This window comes from Actinomadura harenae (assembly GCF_003696215.1).
Lineage (GTDB): Bacteria > Actinomycetota > Actinomycetes > Streptosporangiales > Streptosporangiaceae > Spirillospora > Spirillospora harenae.
The window spans coordinates 144,980-161,010 of record NZ_RFFG01000004.1 but is presented as its reverse complement, the minus strand read 5'-3'; the positions used below and the strand labels follow the sequence as shown (position 1 = coordinate 161,010).

The 16,031-nt window shown below is 69.9% G+C and carries 15 protein-coding genes, 1 tRNA gene and 2 pseudogenes; 3 read left to right on the top strand and 15 right to left on the bottom strand.

Going from position 1 to position 16,031, the window contains the following annotated elements; all coding sequences use genetic code 11:
* Positions 1-32: 32 nt before the first annotated feature.
* The 9 genes from EBO15_RS03795 to EBO15_RS46715 all read right to left on the bottom strand — a co-directional run bounded on the left by EBO15_RS03795 (position 33) and on the right by EBO15_RS46715 (position 9,943).
* Positions 33-1,214 (bottom strand): acyl-CoA dehydrogenase family protein, encoded by a 1,182-nt coding sequence (locus tag EBO15_RS03795; RefSeq protein WP_122192884.1) that lies wholly within the window; start codon positions 1,212-1,214, stop codon positions 33-35.
* A gap of 44 nt (positions 1,215-1,258) precedes the next feature.
* Positions 1,259-2,080 (bottom strand): FAS1-like dehydratase domain-containing protein, encoded by an 822-nt coding sequence (locus EBO15_RS03790; RefSeq protein WP_122192883.1) that lies wholly within the window; start codon positions 2,078-2,080, stop codon positions 1,259-1,261.
* Positions 2,077-3,258 carry a CoA transferase gene (locus EBO15_RS03785; RefSeq protein WP_122192882.1) on the bottom strand — a complete coding sequence of 394 codons (1,182 nt, stop codon included), beginning with the start codon at positions 3,256-3,258 and terminating at the stop codon, positions 2,077-2,079. Before EBO15_RS03785 ends, EBO15_RS03790 begins: the two co-directional genes overlap by 4 nt.
* Before the next feature lie 96 nt (positions 3,259-3,354).
* A complete protein-coding gene (locus tag EBO15_RS03780) occupies positions 3,355-4,509 on the bottom strand; it encodes an acetyl-CoA C-acetyltransferase (protein WP_122192881.1) in 1,155 nt (384 codons plus the stop codon).
* A 17-nt stretch (positions 4,510-4,526) separates the two neighbouring features.
* Positions 4,527-5,144: a TetR/AcrR family transcriptional regulator gene (locus tag EBO15_RS03775; RefSeq protein WP_122192880.1), complete on the bottom strand. Its 618-nt coding sequence runs from the start codon at positions 5,142-5,144 to the stop codon at positions 4,527-4,529.
* A gap of 14 nt (positions 5,145-5,158) precedes the next feature.
* Positions 5,159-5,935 carry an SDR family oxidoreductase gene (locus EBO15_RS03770; RefSeq protein ID WP_122192879.1) on the bottom strand — a complete coding sequence of 259 codons (777 nt, stop codon included), beginning with the start codon at positions 5,933-5,935 and terminating at the stop codon, positions 5,159-5,161.
* Entirely contained in the window at positions 5,932-7,113 is a 1,182-nt protein-coding gene (locus tag EBO15_RS03765; RefSeq protein WP_122192878.1) for an acyl-CoA dehydrogenase family protein, read from the bottom strand. The genes EBO15_RS03770 and EBO15_RS03765 overlap by 4 nt, the downstream gene beginning before the upstream one ends.
* Before the next feature lie 76 nt (positions 7,114-7,189).
* Complete coding sequence (locus EBO15_RS03760; RefSeq protein ID WP_233615911.1) at positions 7,190-9,082, bottom strand: PP2C family protein-serine/threonine phosphatase; 1,893 nt, start codon at positions 9,080-9,082, stop codon at positions 7,190-7,192.
* A gap of 84 nt (positions 9,083-9,166) precedes the next feature.
* On the bottom strand, positions 9,167-9,943 hold the full coding sequence (locus EBO15_RS46715) for a serine hydrolase (RefSeq protein ID WP_147481370.1): 777 nt from the start codon (positions 9,941-9,943) through the stop codon (positions 9,167-9,169).
* A gap of 175 nt (positions 9,944-10,118) precedes the next feature.
* Between EBO15_RS46715 and EBO15_RS03750 the strand changes: the two genes are divergently transcribed.
* Positions 10,119-10,195: transfer RNA gene (locus EBO15_RS03750), tRNA-Pro, on the top strand.
* Between the two features lie 103 nt (positions 10,196-10,298).
* Here the strand turns inward: EBO15_RS03750 and EBO15_RS03745 are convergent.
* Positions 10,299-11,018: a site-specific integrase gene (locus EBO15_RS03745; RefSeq protein ID WP_233615909.1), complete on the bottom strand. Its 720-nt coding sequence runs from the start codon at positions 11,016-11,018 to the stop codon at positions 10,299-10,301.
* Between EBO15_RS03745 and EBO15_RS44025 the strand changes: the two genes are divergently transcribed.
* Positions 10,996-12,303: a hypothetical protein gene (locus tag EBO15_RS44025; RefSeq protein WP_158628126.1), complete on the top strand. Its 1,308-nt coding sequence runs from the start codon at positions 10,996-10,998 to the stop codon at positions 12,301-12,303. The two genes, EBO15_RS03745 and EBO15_RS44025, sit on opposite strands and share 23 nt — an antisense overlap.
* A 336-nt stretch (positions 12,304-12,639) precedes the next feature.
* On the opposite strand, the gene EBO15_RS03735 is transcribed toward EBO15_RS44025, so the two are convergent.
* The 5 genes and pseudogenes from EBO15_RS03735 to EBO15_RS47205 form a co-directional block, all read right to left on the bottom strand.
* The gene (locus tag EBO15_RS03735) at positions 12,640-13,182 is read right to left on the bottom strand and encodes a polymorphic toxin-type HINT domain-containing protein (protein WP_158628125.1); all 543 of its coding nucleotides are present in this window, start codon (positions 13,180-13,182) and stop codon (positions 12,640-12,642) included.
* A complete protein-coding gene (locus EBO15_RS03730) occupies positions 13,079-13,801 on the bottom strand; it encodes a WD40 repeat domain-containing protein (RefSeq protein ID WP_147481369.1) in 723 nt (240 codons plus the stop codon). The genes EBO15_RS03735 and EBO15_RS03730 overlap by 104 nt, the downstream gene beginning before the upstream one ends.
* 15 nt (positions 13,802-13,816) lie before the next feature.
* Positions 13,817-13,909: pseudogene (locus EBO15_RS47215) on the bottom strand (WD40 repeat domain-containing protein); the annotation flags it as partial.
* A 21-nt stretch (positions 13,910-13,930) separates the two neighbouring features.
* Entirely contained in the window at positions 13,931-14,044 is a 114-nt protein-coding gene (locus EBO15_RS47210) for a WD40 repeat domain-containing protein (RefSeq protein ID WP_122192871.1), read from the bottom strand.
* 22 nt (positions 14,045-14,066) lie between these two features.
* Positions 14,067-14,132, bottom strand: a pseudogene (locus tag EBO15_RS47205) (hypothetical protein); the annotation flags it as partial.
* A 750-nt stretch (positions 14,133-14,882) separates the two neighbouring features.
* On the opposite strand from EBO15_RS47205, the gene EBO15_RS03720 reads away from it, so the two are divergent.
* Positions 14,883-16,031 (top strand): hypothetical protein, encoded by a 1,149-nt coding sequence (locus EBO15_RS03720; protein WP_122192870.1) that lies wholly within the window; start codon positions 14,883-14,885, stop codon positions 16,029-16,031.

Below are 16,031 nucleotides of genomic sequence, written 5' to 3'. Positions count from 1 at the left end.
AGCCACCGCCCGCGGGCCGCCGTCCGCGCTCGTCAGGCGTCCTCGGCGAGGAGGCGGCGGCCGATGATCATCTTCTGGATGTCGGCGGTGCCCTCGCCGATGAGCAGCATCGGCGCCTCCCGGTACAGCCGCTCGATCTCGTACTCGGTGGAGTAGCCGTAGCCGCCGTGGATGCGGAAGGCGTCCTCGACGACCTCCTTGCAGTACTCGCCCGCCAGGTACTTGGCCATGCCCGCCTCGAGGTCGTTGCGGTCGCCGCCGTCCTTGCGGCGGGCGGCCATGACGGTCATCTGGTGGGCGGCCTCGACCTTCGTGGCCATCTCGGCGAGCCGGAACAGCACGGCCTGGTGCTCGGCGATCGGCTTCCCGAACGTCTCGCGGCGGCGCGCGTAGTCGCGGGCGAGTTCGTAGGCGCGGCGGGCGACGCCGCAGGCGCGGGCGGCGACGTTGACGCGGCCGACCTCCACGCCGTCCATCATCTGGTAGAAGCCGCGGCCCGGCTCGCCGCCGAGGATCTGACCTGCGGAGATGCGGTACCCGTCGAAGAGCAGCTCGGTGGTGTCGACGCCCTTGTAGCCCATCTTCGCGATCTTCCCGGGGACGGTCAGCCCCGGCGCGACCTCACCGAAGCCGGGCGTCTTGTCGACCAGGAACGTCGTCATGCCGCGGTGCCCGGCGTCCGGGTCGGTCTTGACCAGCGTCGCGACCAGGTGGGACGTGCCGCCGTTGGTCAGCCACATCTTCTGGCCGGTGACCAGGTAGTCGCCGCCGTCCCGGACGGCCCGGGTGCGCAGCGCCGCGACGTCCGACCCGCAGCCCGGCTCGGACATGGAGAACGCGCCGCGGACCTCGCCGGCCGCCATGCGCGGCAGGTAGTGCGCGCGCTGCGCCTCGGTGCCGTGGTGGGCGATCATCCAGGCGACGATGAAGTGGGTGTTGACGATGCCGGACACGCTCATCCAGCCGCGCGACAGCTCCTCCACGACCAGCGCGTAGGTGAGCAGCGACTCCCCCAGCCCGCCGTACTCCTCGGGGATCGTCAGCCCGAACAGGCCGAGCCCGCGCATCCCCTCGACGATCCGCTCGGGATAGGCGTCGGCGTGCTCCAGTTCGGTCGCGACGGGCAGGATCTCCTTCTCCGCGAACGCCCGCACCGTCGCGACGATCTCCCGCTGCTCCCCGGTCAGCCCGAACGTCTGCTGCAGCCGTCCCACCGCACACACCTCCGCCGCAAGTGCCCGCTTACATCAGGGTCACCCTACGAGAACGTGGCGGTCAGCGCGGACACCGGCCCCGACGCGTACGCCGCGCCGATCACGGCCAGCTCGCCGTCCGGATGCCCGACCACGGCGACCGGCTGGCCCGCGTACACCGGGCGCCGCGCCCGGAACGAGAACTCGGTCACCTTGTGGCCCGCCAGGCGCGGCAGCTCCAGCAGCAGGATCGCCAGCAGCGGCGCGTGGACGACCAGCCCGGCATGCCCCTCGACGTTGGTCGCGTAGTCCTCGTCGTAGTGGATGCGGTGCGCGTTGTAGGTCAGCGCGCTGAACCGGAACAGCAGCACCGGGTCGGCGATGAACGTCGTCCGCCAGGGCGTCTTCTGGAGCACCGGCTCCTTGTAGGACGGCTCGGGCGGCGCGGAGTCCGGCGCGCCGCAGCGGTACATGAGGTCCTGCTCCTCGACGGCGATCTTCTGCCCGTGGCGCAGGAACGTCTGCCGGACGGTCACGAACAGCAGCTCGCCGGTGCGGCCCTGCTTGATGTTCGCGGCGACCATCTCGTCCCGGCGCGTGACGGTGTCGCCGACGCGCAGCGGCTCGCGCTGCAGGAACCGTCCCCCGGCGAACATGCGGCGGCGGTTCGGGATCGGCGGCAGGAACCGTCCCTCGGCCGGGTGCCCGTCCGGGCCGAGCACGTCCTGCGGCGGACGCTCCAGGAAGTACAGCCACTGCCACAGCGGCGGCAGCTCCACGCCGTCGAACGGCGCGCCGAGCAGTCCCGCCAGGCCGTGGGCGGGCCCGGGCTGGATGATCTCGGTGGTCTCCTGCGGGGACGGGCTCCAGCCCTCGATGTCGATCATGCGACGACGCCCTTCGCACGTAGGTCGGCAGGGGAAAGGCCCAGCCCGGAGAGGATCTCGTCGGTGTGCTCGCCGAGCTCCGGCGCGGGGACGGCGGCGCGCCGTCCGGTGCCGGTGTCTGTAAAGCCGGTGTCCGGGGGGCCGGTGTTCAGGGGGGACGCGGGCGCCCGGATCCGGCCCACGCCCGGCTGGTCGATCTCGTCCATGAGCGCGCTGGCGGCGAGGTCGAGATCGGTGAACCGCCGGTACGGCGCCCACAGCACCGAGCCGGCCTTCAGCGCGTCCTCGACCTCGGGCAGCGTCCGCCCGGCGAACCAGGGGGCGAGGAGCGCGGCGAGCGCCTCGCGATGCCGGTAGCGGTCGCCGTCCACCGAGAAGTCGGCGCGCAGGAGGCGCGCGAGCTCGCCGACCGTCCCAGCCGTGCCGGTCGCCTCGCACAGGTCGGCGAAATGCCGCCCGGTCAGCGCGACGACCATCACCCGGCCGCCGTCCGCGAGCGCGAAGTCGCGTCCGAAGCCGCCGTACAGGTGGTTGCCGACGCGCTCGCGCTCCACGCCGAACTGCGCCTCGGCGAGCAACCCGAGGTTGCCCGCGGTCGCGAGCGCCACGTCGTACAGCGGAAGCCTGATGTGCGCGCCCTCACCCGTCCGGGAACGGCGGCGCTCGGCGGCGAGGATCCCGACCGCCGCGTACAGGCCGCACGCCACGTCCCAGGCGGGCAGCACGTGCGACACGGGCGCGGCATGGTCGGGCGGGCCCGTGACCAGCGGAAACCCGATCTCCGCGTTCACCGTGTAGTCGACCGCGGCGGTGCCGTCCGGATGCCCCTCGACCTGGAGCACGATCACGTCCGGACGCGCCTCGCGCAGCGTCTCGTACGTCGGTCCGCCGCGTCCGGCCGTGTTGGTCAGGACGATCCCGGCGTCGGCGGCCAGGCGGGCCACCACGTCGCGGCCCTCGTCCGAGCGGAGGTCGACCGTGATCGACCGCTTGCCCTTGTTCATGCCCGTCCACAGCAGGCTCGTCCCGGACGGCGCGAGCGGCCAGCGCGCGGTGTCGGCCGCGCCGCCGAGCGGATCGACCCGGACCACGTCCGCGCCGAGCTGGGCCAGCGTCATGCCGCCGAGCGGCGCGGCGACGAAGCTCGAAATCTCGACGATCCGCAGACCTTCGAGCATGGGCGTCCTCCCTGGGGGGCTCCGCCCGAGTATGCCGGAGACGCCGGAGTCCACGGGCCACCGCCCGGCCTCCCCGGCGCCTCCCGTCTCAGGGCGCTACAGCCGTTCGAGGACGGTCACGTTCGCCTGCCCTCCGCCCTCGCACATCGTCTGCATGCCGTACCGCCCGCCGGTGCGCTCCAGCTCGTGCAGCAGCGTCGTCATCAGCCGCGCGCCGGTCGCGCCCAAGGGGTGGCCGAGCGCGATCGCGCCGCCGTTGGGGTTCACGCGCGCCGGGTCCGCGCCGGTCTCGCGCAGCCAGGCGAGCACCACGGACGCGAACGCCTCGTTGATCTCCACGACGTCCATCTGGTCGATCCGCATGCCGCTCTTCTTCAGCGCGTACGCGGTCGCCGGAATCGGCGCGGACAGCATCCGGATCGGGTCCTCGCCGCGCGCCGACAGATGGTGGATCCGGGCGCGCGGCGTCAGCCCGTGGTCGCGGACGGCCCGCTCGGACGCCACGAGCAGCGCGGCGGCGCCGTCGGAGATCTGCGAGGCCAGCGCGGCGGTGAGGCGCCCGCCGTCCACGAGGGTCCGCAGGCCCGCCATCTTCTCCGCGGTCGTGTCACGGCGCGGGCCCTCGTCGTCGGTGACGCCCTCCAGCGGCGCGATCTCACGCGCGAACCGGCCCTCGTCGACCGCCGCGACGGCCTTGCGGTGCGAGCCGAGGGCGAACTCCTCCATCTCCTCGCGGGAGATGTCCCAGTCGCGCGCGATCTGCTCGGCGCCCGCGAACTGCGACACCTCGCCGTCCCCGTACCGCCGCACCCAGCCCCTGGACCCCGCGAACGGGCCGCGGTCGAAGCCGAGCGGCTCGGCGGCGGTCATCGCGTACCCGATCGGGACCTGCGACATGCTCTGCACGCCGCCCGCCACCACCAGGTCCGACGTCCCCGACAGCACGGCCTGCGCCGCGAAGTGCACCGCCTGCTGGGACGAGCCGCACTGCCGGTCCACGGTGACGCCGGGGACCTCCTCGGGCAGCCCGGCCGCCAGCCACGCCGTCCGCGCGATGTCGCCCGCCTGCGGGCCGAGGGTGTCGACGCAGCCGAACACCACGTCCTCCACGGCGGACGGGTCGATCCCCGACCGCTCCACCAGCGCGTTCAGCACGTGCGCGCCGAGGTCGGCGGGATGGACGGCGGCCAGCCCGCCGCCGCGCCGTCCGACCGGGGCGCGGACGGCGTCGACCAGGTATGCCTCGGCCATCGGGGTCTCCTTCTGCGCTAGGTCGCCTGGATGCCCTCCAGCACCATGGCGAGGTACTGCTTGGCGATGTCCTCGGCGGACAGCCGTCCGCCGCGCTGGTACCAGTTCGCCGCCACCCACACGGTGTCGCGGATGAACCGGTAGACGAGCCCGCGGTCGAGGTCGGCGCGGAACGCGCCCTCGGCGACACCGCGTTCCAGCAGGTCGGTCCACATCTCCTCGAACCGCCGGTGCGAGTCGAGCAGGTAGCCGAAGCGCTCGCCGGCCGCCAGGTGCTTGGACTCGTTCTGGTAGACCACGACGGCGGGCCGGTGCCGGTCGATCGACCGGAACGACTCGACGACCAGGGCCTCGAGGGTCTCGCGCGCGCCGAGCCCGGCGTCGAGGACGCGGTCGTAGGAGGCCCACATGTCGTCCAGGAACGTCGAGAGGATCTCGTCGGCCATCGACTCCTTGGAGTCGAAGTGGTAGTACAGGCTGCCGCCGAGGATCCCGGCCGCGTCGGCGACCTGCCGGATCGTCGTCGCCGAGTACCCCTGCGAGGCGAACACCTCGGCCGCGGTGGCGAGCAGCTCGGCCCGGCGTTCCGCGCGCGCCGCGGCGGTTCCCTCGGCGTCGCGCCGTCGTGGACTCATCGTGGTTTCTGTTCCTAAGGATGCTGGGAGGAGACGGAGACGACCTCGCCCGTCATGTAGGACGAATAGTCGCTGGCCAGGAAGACCATAACGTTCGCGACCTCCCACGGCTCCGCGTGGCGGCCGAACGCCTCGCGCGCGGTCAGCTCGTCCAGGAGGTCCTGGGAGGTGACCTTGACCAGGTGCGGGTGCATCGCCAGCGACGGCGAGACCGCGTTGATCCGGACGCCGAACTCCGCCGCCTCCAGCGCCGCGCACCGCGTCAGCGCCATCACACCCGCCTTCGCCGCCGCGTAGTGCGACTGGCCCTTCTGCGCCCGCCATCCGATCACCGACGCGTTGTTGACGATGACGCCCGCCCCCTGGCCGCGCATGTGCCGCAAGGCCGCGCGCGTGCAGCGCATCGTGCCGTTGAGGGTGATGTCGAGGACGCGCGTCCACTGGTCGTCGTCCATGTCGACCAGGTTCGCGGTACCGCCGAGACCGGCGTTGTTGATGGCGACGTCGACACGTCCGAAACGCTCGACGGCGGCGGCGTACAGCGCCTGGACCTGCGCCTCGTCGGTCACGTCGCAGGGCCGCGCGGCGACGCGGTCCTCGCCGAACTCCTTGGTCAGCTCATCAAGGGACGTCGCGAGGCGGCGTTCGTGCGCGTCCGAGATCAGGACGCGCGCGCCCTCCTCCAGGCAGCGGCGCGCGGCGGCCCCGCCGATCCCGGCCCCGGCCGCGGCGGTGATGACGACCGCCCTGTCCTTCAGCAGCCCGTGCCCGGGCACGTACGTCGGGATCATGGACGGGCCTCCCTCGGCAGTCCGAGCACCCGCTCGGAGATGATGTTGCGCTGGATCTCGTTCGACCCGGCGTAGATCGTGTCGGAGCGGGAGAACAGGAACAGCCGCTGCCAGTCGTTCAGGTCGTACGGCTCGCCGTCCGCGACCAGGCCGGCCGCGCCGAGCACGTCCATCGCCAGTTCGCCCAGCTCGCGATGCCACGTCCCCCACACCAGCTTGGAGATGGACGACTCGGGCCCCGGCGCCCCCGACGCCACGCCCGCCATCGTCCGCACCGCGTTGAGCCGCATGACCTCCAGGCCCGACCAGGACCGGGTCAGCCGGTCCCGCAGCAGCGGGTCGTCGATCGCGCCGGTGCGGCGGGCCAGGTCGATCACGCCCTCCAGCTCGCGCCGGAACCCGACCTGCTGGCCCAGCGTCGCCACGCCGCGCTCGAACCCGAGCGTCGCCATCGCGATCCGCCAGCCGTCGCCGGGCGCGCCGACGATGTGCGCCGCGTCCGTGCGCGCGCCGTCGAAGAACACCTCGTTGAACTCCGACGTCCCGGTCGGCTGGACGATCGGGCGGACGTCCACGCCGTCCTGCCGCATCGGGACGAGCAGGTACGACAGCCCCCGATGCCGGGACGAACCGGGCTCGGTGCGGCACACCACGAAGCACCAGTCGGCCTCCAGGGCCAGCGACGTCCACACCTTCTGCCCGTCGATCCGCCACCGCCCGTCCTCGATGACGGCCCGCGTCTGGACGTTGGCGAGGTCGGATCCGGCGTCCGGCTCGGAGTACCCCTGGCACCACAGCTCGTCCACCGCGACGATCGGCGGCAGGAAGCGGGCACGCTGCTCGTCGGTGCCGAACGCTATGACGGTCGGCCCGAGCAGGTTCTCACCGATGTGGTTCACGCGCGCGGGCGCGTCCGCGAGGGCGTACTCCTCGTGGAAGACGACCTGCTGCTCAAGGCTGGCGCCGCGTCCGCCGTACTCCTTCGGCCAGCCCACGCACGTCCATCCGGCGCGCGCCATGTGCCGCTCCCACGCGAGCCGCTCCTCGTGCGCCTCGTGCTCGCGGCCGGGTCCGCCGAGGCCCCGCGCGTGCGCGAAGTCCCCGGACAGGTGCGTCTCGAGCCAGTCGCGGACCTCGGCGCGGAAGGCCCGGTCCTCGGGGGTCTCGTTCCGGTTCACGCCCCGGACTCTACCAAACGGTTGTTAGAAAGAATGGCCGAGGGGGCCCCTCTCGGGGCTTCCCTCGGATGTCGCCTCAGACGACGCGGAAGGCGAACAGCGTGGTGTCGTCGGCCGAACGGTCGTGCTCGATGCGCTCCAGCACCCGGTCCAGGACCGCGTCGGGCTCCGGGTCCTCACACTCGCAGAGGATCTCCGACAGCCGCGCGATCCCGTCCTCCAGATCGGCGTCCCGCCGCTCGACCAGCCCGTCGGTGTAGAACAACACCAGGTCACCGGGCTTGAGCAGAGTCGAGTTCGTCCCGTAGTCGTAGTCCGGCACCGCGCCAAGCAGCGGATCGGCCTCGGCCGCCAGCGGACCGGCCCGGCCGTCCCGCAGCAGCACCGGCGGCGGATGCCCGGCACTCGCCCACTCCAGATACCGCGACTGCGGCTCGAAATGCGCCACCACCGCCGTCCCCGTCGCGGCGGGCTCCAGATCCCCGACCAGATCGTTCAACCAGCCGACGAGCCGACCAGGCGAACGCCCCGTGTAAGCCATACCGAGCAGGCCGTTCCGCATCCGCGCCATCGCCGCCGCGGCCGGAAGCCCATGCCCCGCGGCGTCCCCGACCGCCATCAGCGCGCGCCCGTCCGGCAGCGAACGCGTCGCGAACCAGTCACCGCCGATCCGCGCCTCACTCTCGGCCGCCAGCGACCGCACCGCGATCCGGACCCCGGGCAGCCTGCGAACGCCGCCGCTCTCCGGATCCGGCAGGATCGCCCGCCGCAGCGTCGCCGTGACCCGGCGCTCCTGCGCGTTCAACGCCTGCTGCCGCAGGATCTCCCGCCGCGTCCGCGCGAGCGCCCGCTCGACACCACGGCGCCGCGTGATGTCCTGCGAGACCAGGTTGATCGTCACCGGACGACCCGACGCGTCCAGCACCGGCTCGGCGAACACCCACAGATGCCGCTGCCGGCCGCTCGGCAGGACCACCCGGTGCTCCACCTCGACCGGCTCCCGGCGCGCGAACAGCGTCCGCAGCCCCTCCGAGATCAACTCCCGGTCCTCACCGTGGATCACCGCGCCCAGCTCGTCCGGCACCAGCGTGCCGTCCACCGCGTCCAGGCCGTAGTTCGCCGCCATCTGCGGCGACCCCGTGATGCGGCCCGTCGCGAGATCCCACTCGGCGAACCCGATCGCGACCAGGCGCTCGGCGCGCTCCAGCCGCCACCGCATCCGGTCCTCCCCGCGCAGGTACCGCCAGGACACGACCACCCCGGTCCGGACCGGCACGCACCGCACCGTCATCCGCGACGCCCGCGTCACCCCGTCCCGCGCGGACGAGTACAGGAACGGCCCCCGCACGAACGGCTCGCCGCCCTCCAGGACCCGCACGTACGCCGCGAAGAGCCCCGACAGCGCCGCCCCGGGCTCGATCCGCAGCAGGCGCCGCCCGACCAGCTCGTCCGGGGCACGCTCGAAAAGATCATCGACCGAGGCGTTCACCCCGGCGTAGAGGAAGTCGACGACGCGTCCGTCCGCGTCCCGCACCGGCACCAGATGCGCCGCGGACGTCAGCGACGCGTCCAGCACGGCCCGCGCGCCCGGATCGTCCTGCACCGACGCGAGGATCACCGCGTCCTGCGCCGTGTCGGCCGCCGCGACCCGCCGCAGCAGCTCCTCCGCGACCGGCTCGGCCGCCGGCGGGGCCTCCGCCACGACCGCCCCGCGCCCGACGCCGCCCACCGGCGCGTCCGGATTCTCCGCGACGGCCCGATCGCCCTCGACGACCAGCGCGGCCGCCTCGTCCAACTCGAGATCGAGATCCCTGGCCAGCCAGATCAGATGCTGCAGGGCCTCACCGGACGGGCATCCCAGCCGGTCGGCGAGCACGACACGCGCCTCCGCGAGGACCGCGCGCTCCCGCGCTCCGTCCCCTACGCCGGCCAACTCGGCGCTCATCGGCATCGCACCCGTCTCCGTCACCCGGTACCCCTCACGACATTCACGACCGTACAGTCACGAACGCCATGTAAACGGATGCTCATCCCTTAAATCAGTAAAGTCCGATCACCCCCCGGAGGCCCGGAACACCTCCCCCGTAAGCCCTGTGAGCTGCCGATACGCCGTCGAGAAGGATGTTCCGGCAGGCTGCAACGTGAGCACCACCACGATCTTGTCGCCCACGATCCCCGTCGTATGGAGCACCGGCCGCCCGATCCCGAGATCCGGCCCCAACGCGGGCTCCGCCCCGGTCACACACGGACGCCCCGGCGCGTCCCCGAATCCGGACCACCCCTGCTTCACCGCCCACGGCCGCTTCAACGCACGCGGAATCCCGAAGTACTGGTCGAAATGATCGGTCCCGCACCGCGTCGCCCGCCGCAACTCCCCCAGCACCTTCTCCCGCGCCGCCTCAGGCGCCCGCTCCAGCAGGTACCGGTAGATCTTCACGACATCCGCCGCACTCAGCGCCGAATACCCCCAGAACCCCGGCTTCTCCGCCGGCGGCGGCGCCGTCTCGGTCAACCCGATCTCCCGCGCCATCCGCGTCACGATCGCCCCGCGCCCGTTCCGCCGCCACAACTCCGACGCCGCCGAGTCGTCACTCGACCGCAGCATCGGCCCCAGCAGCGGATCGTCACCCTTCTCCAGCTGGTCCAGCGCGATCAGCAACTTGATCACCGACGCCGACCGGAACACCCGGTGCGGCTCCCGCTGCACCAGCATCGCCCCATGCTCGAACACCGCGTACGAGACCCGCGTCCCGTCCGGCACCCGAACCGAGGCCCGCGCCACCGGCGTCCGCCCCTCAGGCGTCCCACTCGTGACCGTGCTGCTCTCCACCGCGACAGGCGCCCTTCCGTCCGCACACCCGGCGAGCACCAACCCCAAGCCGACGACGGCGCCCACCCGGCACCCCACCGCACCCAGCACCGACCCGCCACCCGCTTTCCCGGTACGCACTAGCCCTGGAACTGCGCTAGAGTAATCACGCCCGCTCAACGAGGGGGCAAAACACCGGGACGTAGCGCAGTTTGGCAGCGCACTTGACTGGGGGTCAAGGGGTCGTGGGTTCAAATCCCGCCGTCCCGACCAGGCGTTAAGCCAGGTCAGAAAGGGCTTCGGAGCATCGCTCCGGGGCCCTTTTTTCGTTCCCGGAAGTACCGGGGAGCCAAACGGGGAGCCACCTGCACCGGACCTACGCGGACTTGCCGCGACCGAACACGGAGTTGATGGCCTCCGCGCCCTTGGTGATCACCGGCTTGAGCTGGTGCCGGTAGACCTCCTCGGTGACCGCCGTGGACGAGTGCCCACAGAGGTCGGCGATGTTCTCGATCGGCACTCCGCTGTCACTCATGATCGAGACGAACGAGTGCCGAAGCTCGCGAGGTGTCCACTTCTCACCAATCTTGGCCTTCTTGGTGATGAGGCGGAACGCGCGCCGCACGTTCGCGGCGTCGAGCGGCGTGCCGGTCGGCGAGCAGAACACGAGGTCGTTGTTCTGCCACGACTCCCCCGCTTTGAGCTTCTGCGCGGCCTGGCGAGCATGGTGCGCCTTGAGCGCCTCGGCAGCCCGCTCCGGCAGCTCCAGCGTGCGACGAGACTTCTCAGTCTTGGTGTCGCCGTGCTTGCGGACGGAGCGCCAGACGTACAACGCGAACCGCTTGTGCCTGAACCCGGCCTCAGAGACCGGACGCCACACCTTGCGCTTCGCGTCCCACGCGACGACGTGCTCCCAGCGGAGGGCACGCGCCTCCTCGGTGCGGATGCCGGTCATCAGGCTGATGACGACGTAGGCATGCAGCCGGGAGGACTTGGCCTGTTCCAGGACTGCGTTCGCCTGATCGAATGTGAGAGCCCGACTCGGACGCCCCGCCTTGCCCTCGGCTGACGGGATGCCGAGTCCGTCCCACAACACCAAACGGTGTTTCCCGGTCAAGTGGGAGCAGCCGGACAAGAAGCTGATCAACGACTGGTATCACAAGTACGTCGTCACCGGTGTCCTGGAGTCCGACGACACCGGCGGGTCCAAGACCCAGCAGACCCACTACACCTACGTGGGTAATGCCGCCTGGCGGTATGCCGAGGACGACGGCATGACCAAGGACAGGTGGCGGACCTGGTCGCAGTGGCGCGGCTACTCCAAGGTCCGCGCCGTCCTCGGCGACGGTGAGGACGGTCCGCAGACCCGCACCGAGACCACCTACGCCCGCGGACTGGACGGCAACTACCAGGGCAAGGGCAACCCGCGCGACAGCGTGACCGTCAACGACAGCAAGAACCTGCTCGGAGGGATCACCGACCGCGACCAGTTCGCCGGCGTCGTGCTGGAATCCCGCACGTTCAACGGGGCCTTCAGCGACGACGCGGAGATCTCGGCCAGCGTCGCGATGCCCAGGTGGGACAAGACGATCAGTCGGACCTTCCACGACACCAACTCCGACGACGACATCACCGTCGATGGCGGACGCGTACTGACCCAGTGGTCCAAGGGACGGTCCCGCAAGGCCGACGGCACCGACTTCACCACCCAGATCACCACCGACTACGACGACCTGGGCCGCACCATCGCCGTCGACAACGAGGGCGACACCACCACCAGCGCCGACGACACCTGCGAGCGGACCGTCTACCCCAGCGGCACGCCCCCGGCCGGTGCGAACCTGACGCTGCCGATCCGCACCCTGTCGGTGTCGGTCGACTGCGACAACGCCGCCAGCAACGAGCCCAACCTGGTCGCCGGGGACATGATCTCCGACACCAAGATGCTCTACGACGGCAAGGCCTACGGCGCCTACCCCACCACCGGTGACCTCACCAGCGCCGAGAAGGTCACCGGCGTTTCGGGTGGCCGTTCGACCATGGCCACCGACGTCACCAGCACCTACGACGGCTACGGCCGAGTCCTCACCACCACCCAGGTCGGCGACACCAACACGACGAACGACGACCGCACCACCACGACCGTCTACACCAACGCCCCCGAAGGCTGGCTGAAGTCCAGCACCCTGACCAGCCCCCCTGAACGGTGCCCTCGGCTCTGTCAACGACAACCCCGACGACCCACCCACCGCAGCAGTCGTCCGCTGACGTTGCCGTCAGCCTTGCCGTCAAAACGCCACAGGAGCCCCGCCGGAATTTCCTTCCGACGGGGCTCCTCGATTCCCTCAGATCTCTTATCGGGACGCTTCAGTGGCTTATAGATCCCTGGCCTGATGCCCCATTACCGTGGACCGAAAACAGGGCGCTCTCAATTGCGTCACAAAGATACGGACGCGCGTTTCCTGCGTCAGCCTTTCCTAGCAGGATCGGAAGGAATTCTGAATCCGGGTAACCATCTCCCTCAGCATCCTTCATAGCCCACACTTGCAGCCAGATGGCGATCATCATCTCGTTGCAAGCTCGGGCTTGTTGCAGTGCATCCGAACTTCCCTCCGAGAAAATGAAGCGCGCCGATATCCCCAGCCGGTGTCCCAAGGCCAGCAGGAACACTTCCTTGGACTCGGACTCCAGGACCGCAAGCACTCGATCTCGAATATTCATTGATCCATGTCCCAGAAATCCTCGTCCGTCATTGGGCGACTGCTGCCATAGGGTTCGCGAGGCAAGGAATCGACATCGTATCCGCGATCCCGCAGGACCTTGATCCGAGTGTTTCCATTCGCGATCGTCCCGTCCGGCTTCACTCTCAGCGCCTCCTTCGCCCCCGGCCTCAAGGAAAAGAGGATATCTTCCGTGTCTTGCTTGCCCCAGAAGTCCAGCGAACTCTTATCGAGCGAGCTGTCAGGGTGCAACGACTTCAGAGGCGGATCGCAAGGGCCAGAATTGTGAACCAGGACCGGCGTGGCCCCCGCCAGCACATAGTACGTGTGGTCGCGTTCGATCGTGAGGTTGCTGACGGCGGCGAAGCGGATGCTAGGTGTTGCCTTGGCCACCTGGACGGTTGTTCCGGTGTCGGTGCGAAGGGTGGTGCCCGACTTAAGGTTGGCTGCGGCGATCCACTGACGTTGGGCAGGACTCCAGAATGGGTGGCCGTCGGTGGCCCAGATAGTGCTGGAGGTTCTCTTCCCCTTGGCCGCCACGATCTGGATCGCGACAAGGAAGGTCCACGCCTGCGACGGCCTCTGGGATGCCGCTCGTGTAGGGGATGACGGCACGGGGTTGCCCGTGGACGGGACCTGACCAGAGGCGGACGGTGCGATCGCTCGAGGTTGTGACCAGGCCTTGCGGGCTCAAGGTGGCGTCGAGGATGGCGTCGTCGTGGCCGGTGATGGTGTCCATGGGTTCAGCGGTCTCGGCGTCCCAGACGCGCAGAGTGCGGTCGTCCGATCCGGTGACCAGCAGTCCTGGCGATCTCGTCCCGTGGCGCTCCGAGGGCGCGCGGTAGGCCAGGGTGCGGACGGGTGCCTGGTGGCCGGCGAACTGCAGGCGCTCGCCTCCGCGCGGGTTGACGTCCCAGAGCCTTGCGGTGCCGTCGGAGGAGGCGGTGGCGATCCGGGCACCGTCGGGAGACCAGTTCAGTGCGCACACATCGCTGGCGTGGCCGCGAAGGACGGAGATCTCCTCGGCGTTACCGGGATTCCAGATACGGGCGGTTCGATCGGCTCCGCAGGTGGCCAGTCGGGTGCCGTCGGGTGACCAGGCGACGTTCCAGACGCGGTCGGTATGGCCGCGCATCAGCATCAACTGGCGGCCGCTCACACTGTCCCAGACTCGCGCGCTCTTATCGCCCGAAGCGGATGCGAGCAACCTCCCGTCGGACGTCCAGGACACGCCTTCGACAAGGTCTTCGTGTCCTTCGAGGGACAGGGCATCTCCGGTCTGAAGGTTTCAGATCCTGACTGTCCGATCGTGGGAGCCGGTGGCCAGGCGGAGATTGTCCGGAGCGAAGGCGATGCCGAGGATATTGTCGGTGTGACCGCTGAGTTTCGCTGGTGAGGTCATATGTCGCGGCGTCCCAGATGCGGACGGCCAGGTCGCGTGATCCGGCTGCGATGCGTCGTCCGTCCGCTGACCATGCGACCGTCCGCACTGAGCTTCCCCCCGTTCCGCGGACACTCAACCTGCTGGGGGCATACCTGTGTGGGGGGAGCAGTAGAGGTGCCAGCGTTGGCGTTTGTCAGAGGTGGAACCATCCCCGCGTACGCGGGGAGCAGCGGTGCGGGTGGGCCAGGTCGGCGACTCTGCAGGGACCATCCCCGCATGCACGGGGAGCAGCTTTGTGGCGTCACATGGCGGACAGTGGGTCGGGGACCATCCCCGCATGCACGGGGAGCAGGCTTACTGACCTGCAGGTTTGCGTGGCCGCTGCAGCAGTTTCGAGCACTTCATGGGAGACGGGCACATCGGAAATAACGGCAGCAGAACTGCCGACGAAGAGCCGAACGCCGCCAGAGCGGACGCGGTGTGCGGTGGATCAGCGGTTTGGACCCGCCAGCAGGTGCATCGAGAACTGTCTCACAGTGCCAGGCGGTGCGCGAATGGTCGACGGTGTTCTCGTGAGGGTGTGTCAGGGATATGTCGGTGATCGCTTCCGCCTCATTGGACGACCATCCACGCAATCGGGTGCGCTTCACCCCGTGGGCCTTCGCGTTTCTGTGTCTCGCCGGCTCGGGGGGCATCACGTTCCCGCCAGGGCATTGTCCGAGGTTCGTCAGGCTTGCTGTGTTCTTCGGAGCGCTAGGTGATCATGGGCGTTGGTATGAACGGAGCGTGGACGGTGTGTCGGCGCGCAACTTCTGAGGGAGATCTGGCAGTGGTTCTCCGAGCTCGTTTGAGTGCCGTGGCGATCGTGGTGGCGTCGTTGGTCGGCGTGCCTGGCGTCGCCGAAGCGGACAGTGGCCCTCCCGGGTCGGTGATGTCCAGGTATGAGACCGCGACGGGTGCGGTGTTGGAGCGTGACGCTGGGCAGAGTTCGCCGGTTCCGGGGCAGCCGGGTAAGAGTCTGTGGGTGTTCGGTGACACGCCGATCGCGGTCAACGGGTCCGTTTGCGATACGTGCTTCATTCCCGGGAGTTCGGCCGCTGTCAGCACCAACACGCCTGGCAAGGTGCCGGACGGGCTCAGTGAGCTGCCCACGCCGCCTGCAGCGCCGACGCTTCCCAACAGCAATGCGCCCAAGGTGTTCCTCCCGAACCGGACCGATCTGAAGCTTCCGAGCGGGGCGGACTGCGGGACCGGGGGGTACTCGGCGTCCTGGGTGTCGGGGGCGACGCCGGGGCCCGACATGCCCCTGAAGTACAACGGGACCTCTTACAACGCCGCCAAGCTCATCTTTCTCACCTACGGCACGTTCTGCGTAACGAAGAGCGCGATGATCAACGAGGGCTTCGCTGCGACTTTCTACGACCCGGTCGCCAACGCGTTCGTCGATCCGTCGCTCATCTTCGGTCAGGCGGCTGATGGCAGCGAGAGGCCGTGGCAGCAGAACTTCAGCTCGCCGATCTTCTCGGACGGCTATCTCTACATGTACGCCACCTGCAGCCCGTTCAACTGCTCGGGCGGCGGAAGCACGACCGTCGTCCGGACTCCCGTGGCCAAGTGGAACAGCGGCTCGTCCTATCAGTGGGCGGCCTCGGCCTCGCCGACGGGCGGGGTCACCGGCTGGACCGGTGACCCCGCCCAGGCCGTGACCGTCCTGCCGGGGCAGGCGGCGCTCACGCAGGTGGACGTCAAGTCCTATCCGGGGCACGGGCTGATCATGCTTGGGCAGACCGACTTCAACGGCGCGTACCAGGAGTGGACGGCTTCCTCCCCGGCGGGCCCGTGGAAGGCGGGGTCCTCCGGTCGGCTCGGTGAGTGCGCCACCTACACCCGTAGCTGGTGCTACGCGGTCACCGGTCATCCCGAGCTGAGCACCTCGGCCGGGGCGATGGTGTCGTACCTCCGGCCCGACAGCGACCGCCTACGGATGGACGTCATCCCCTGGTAG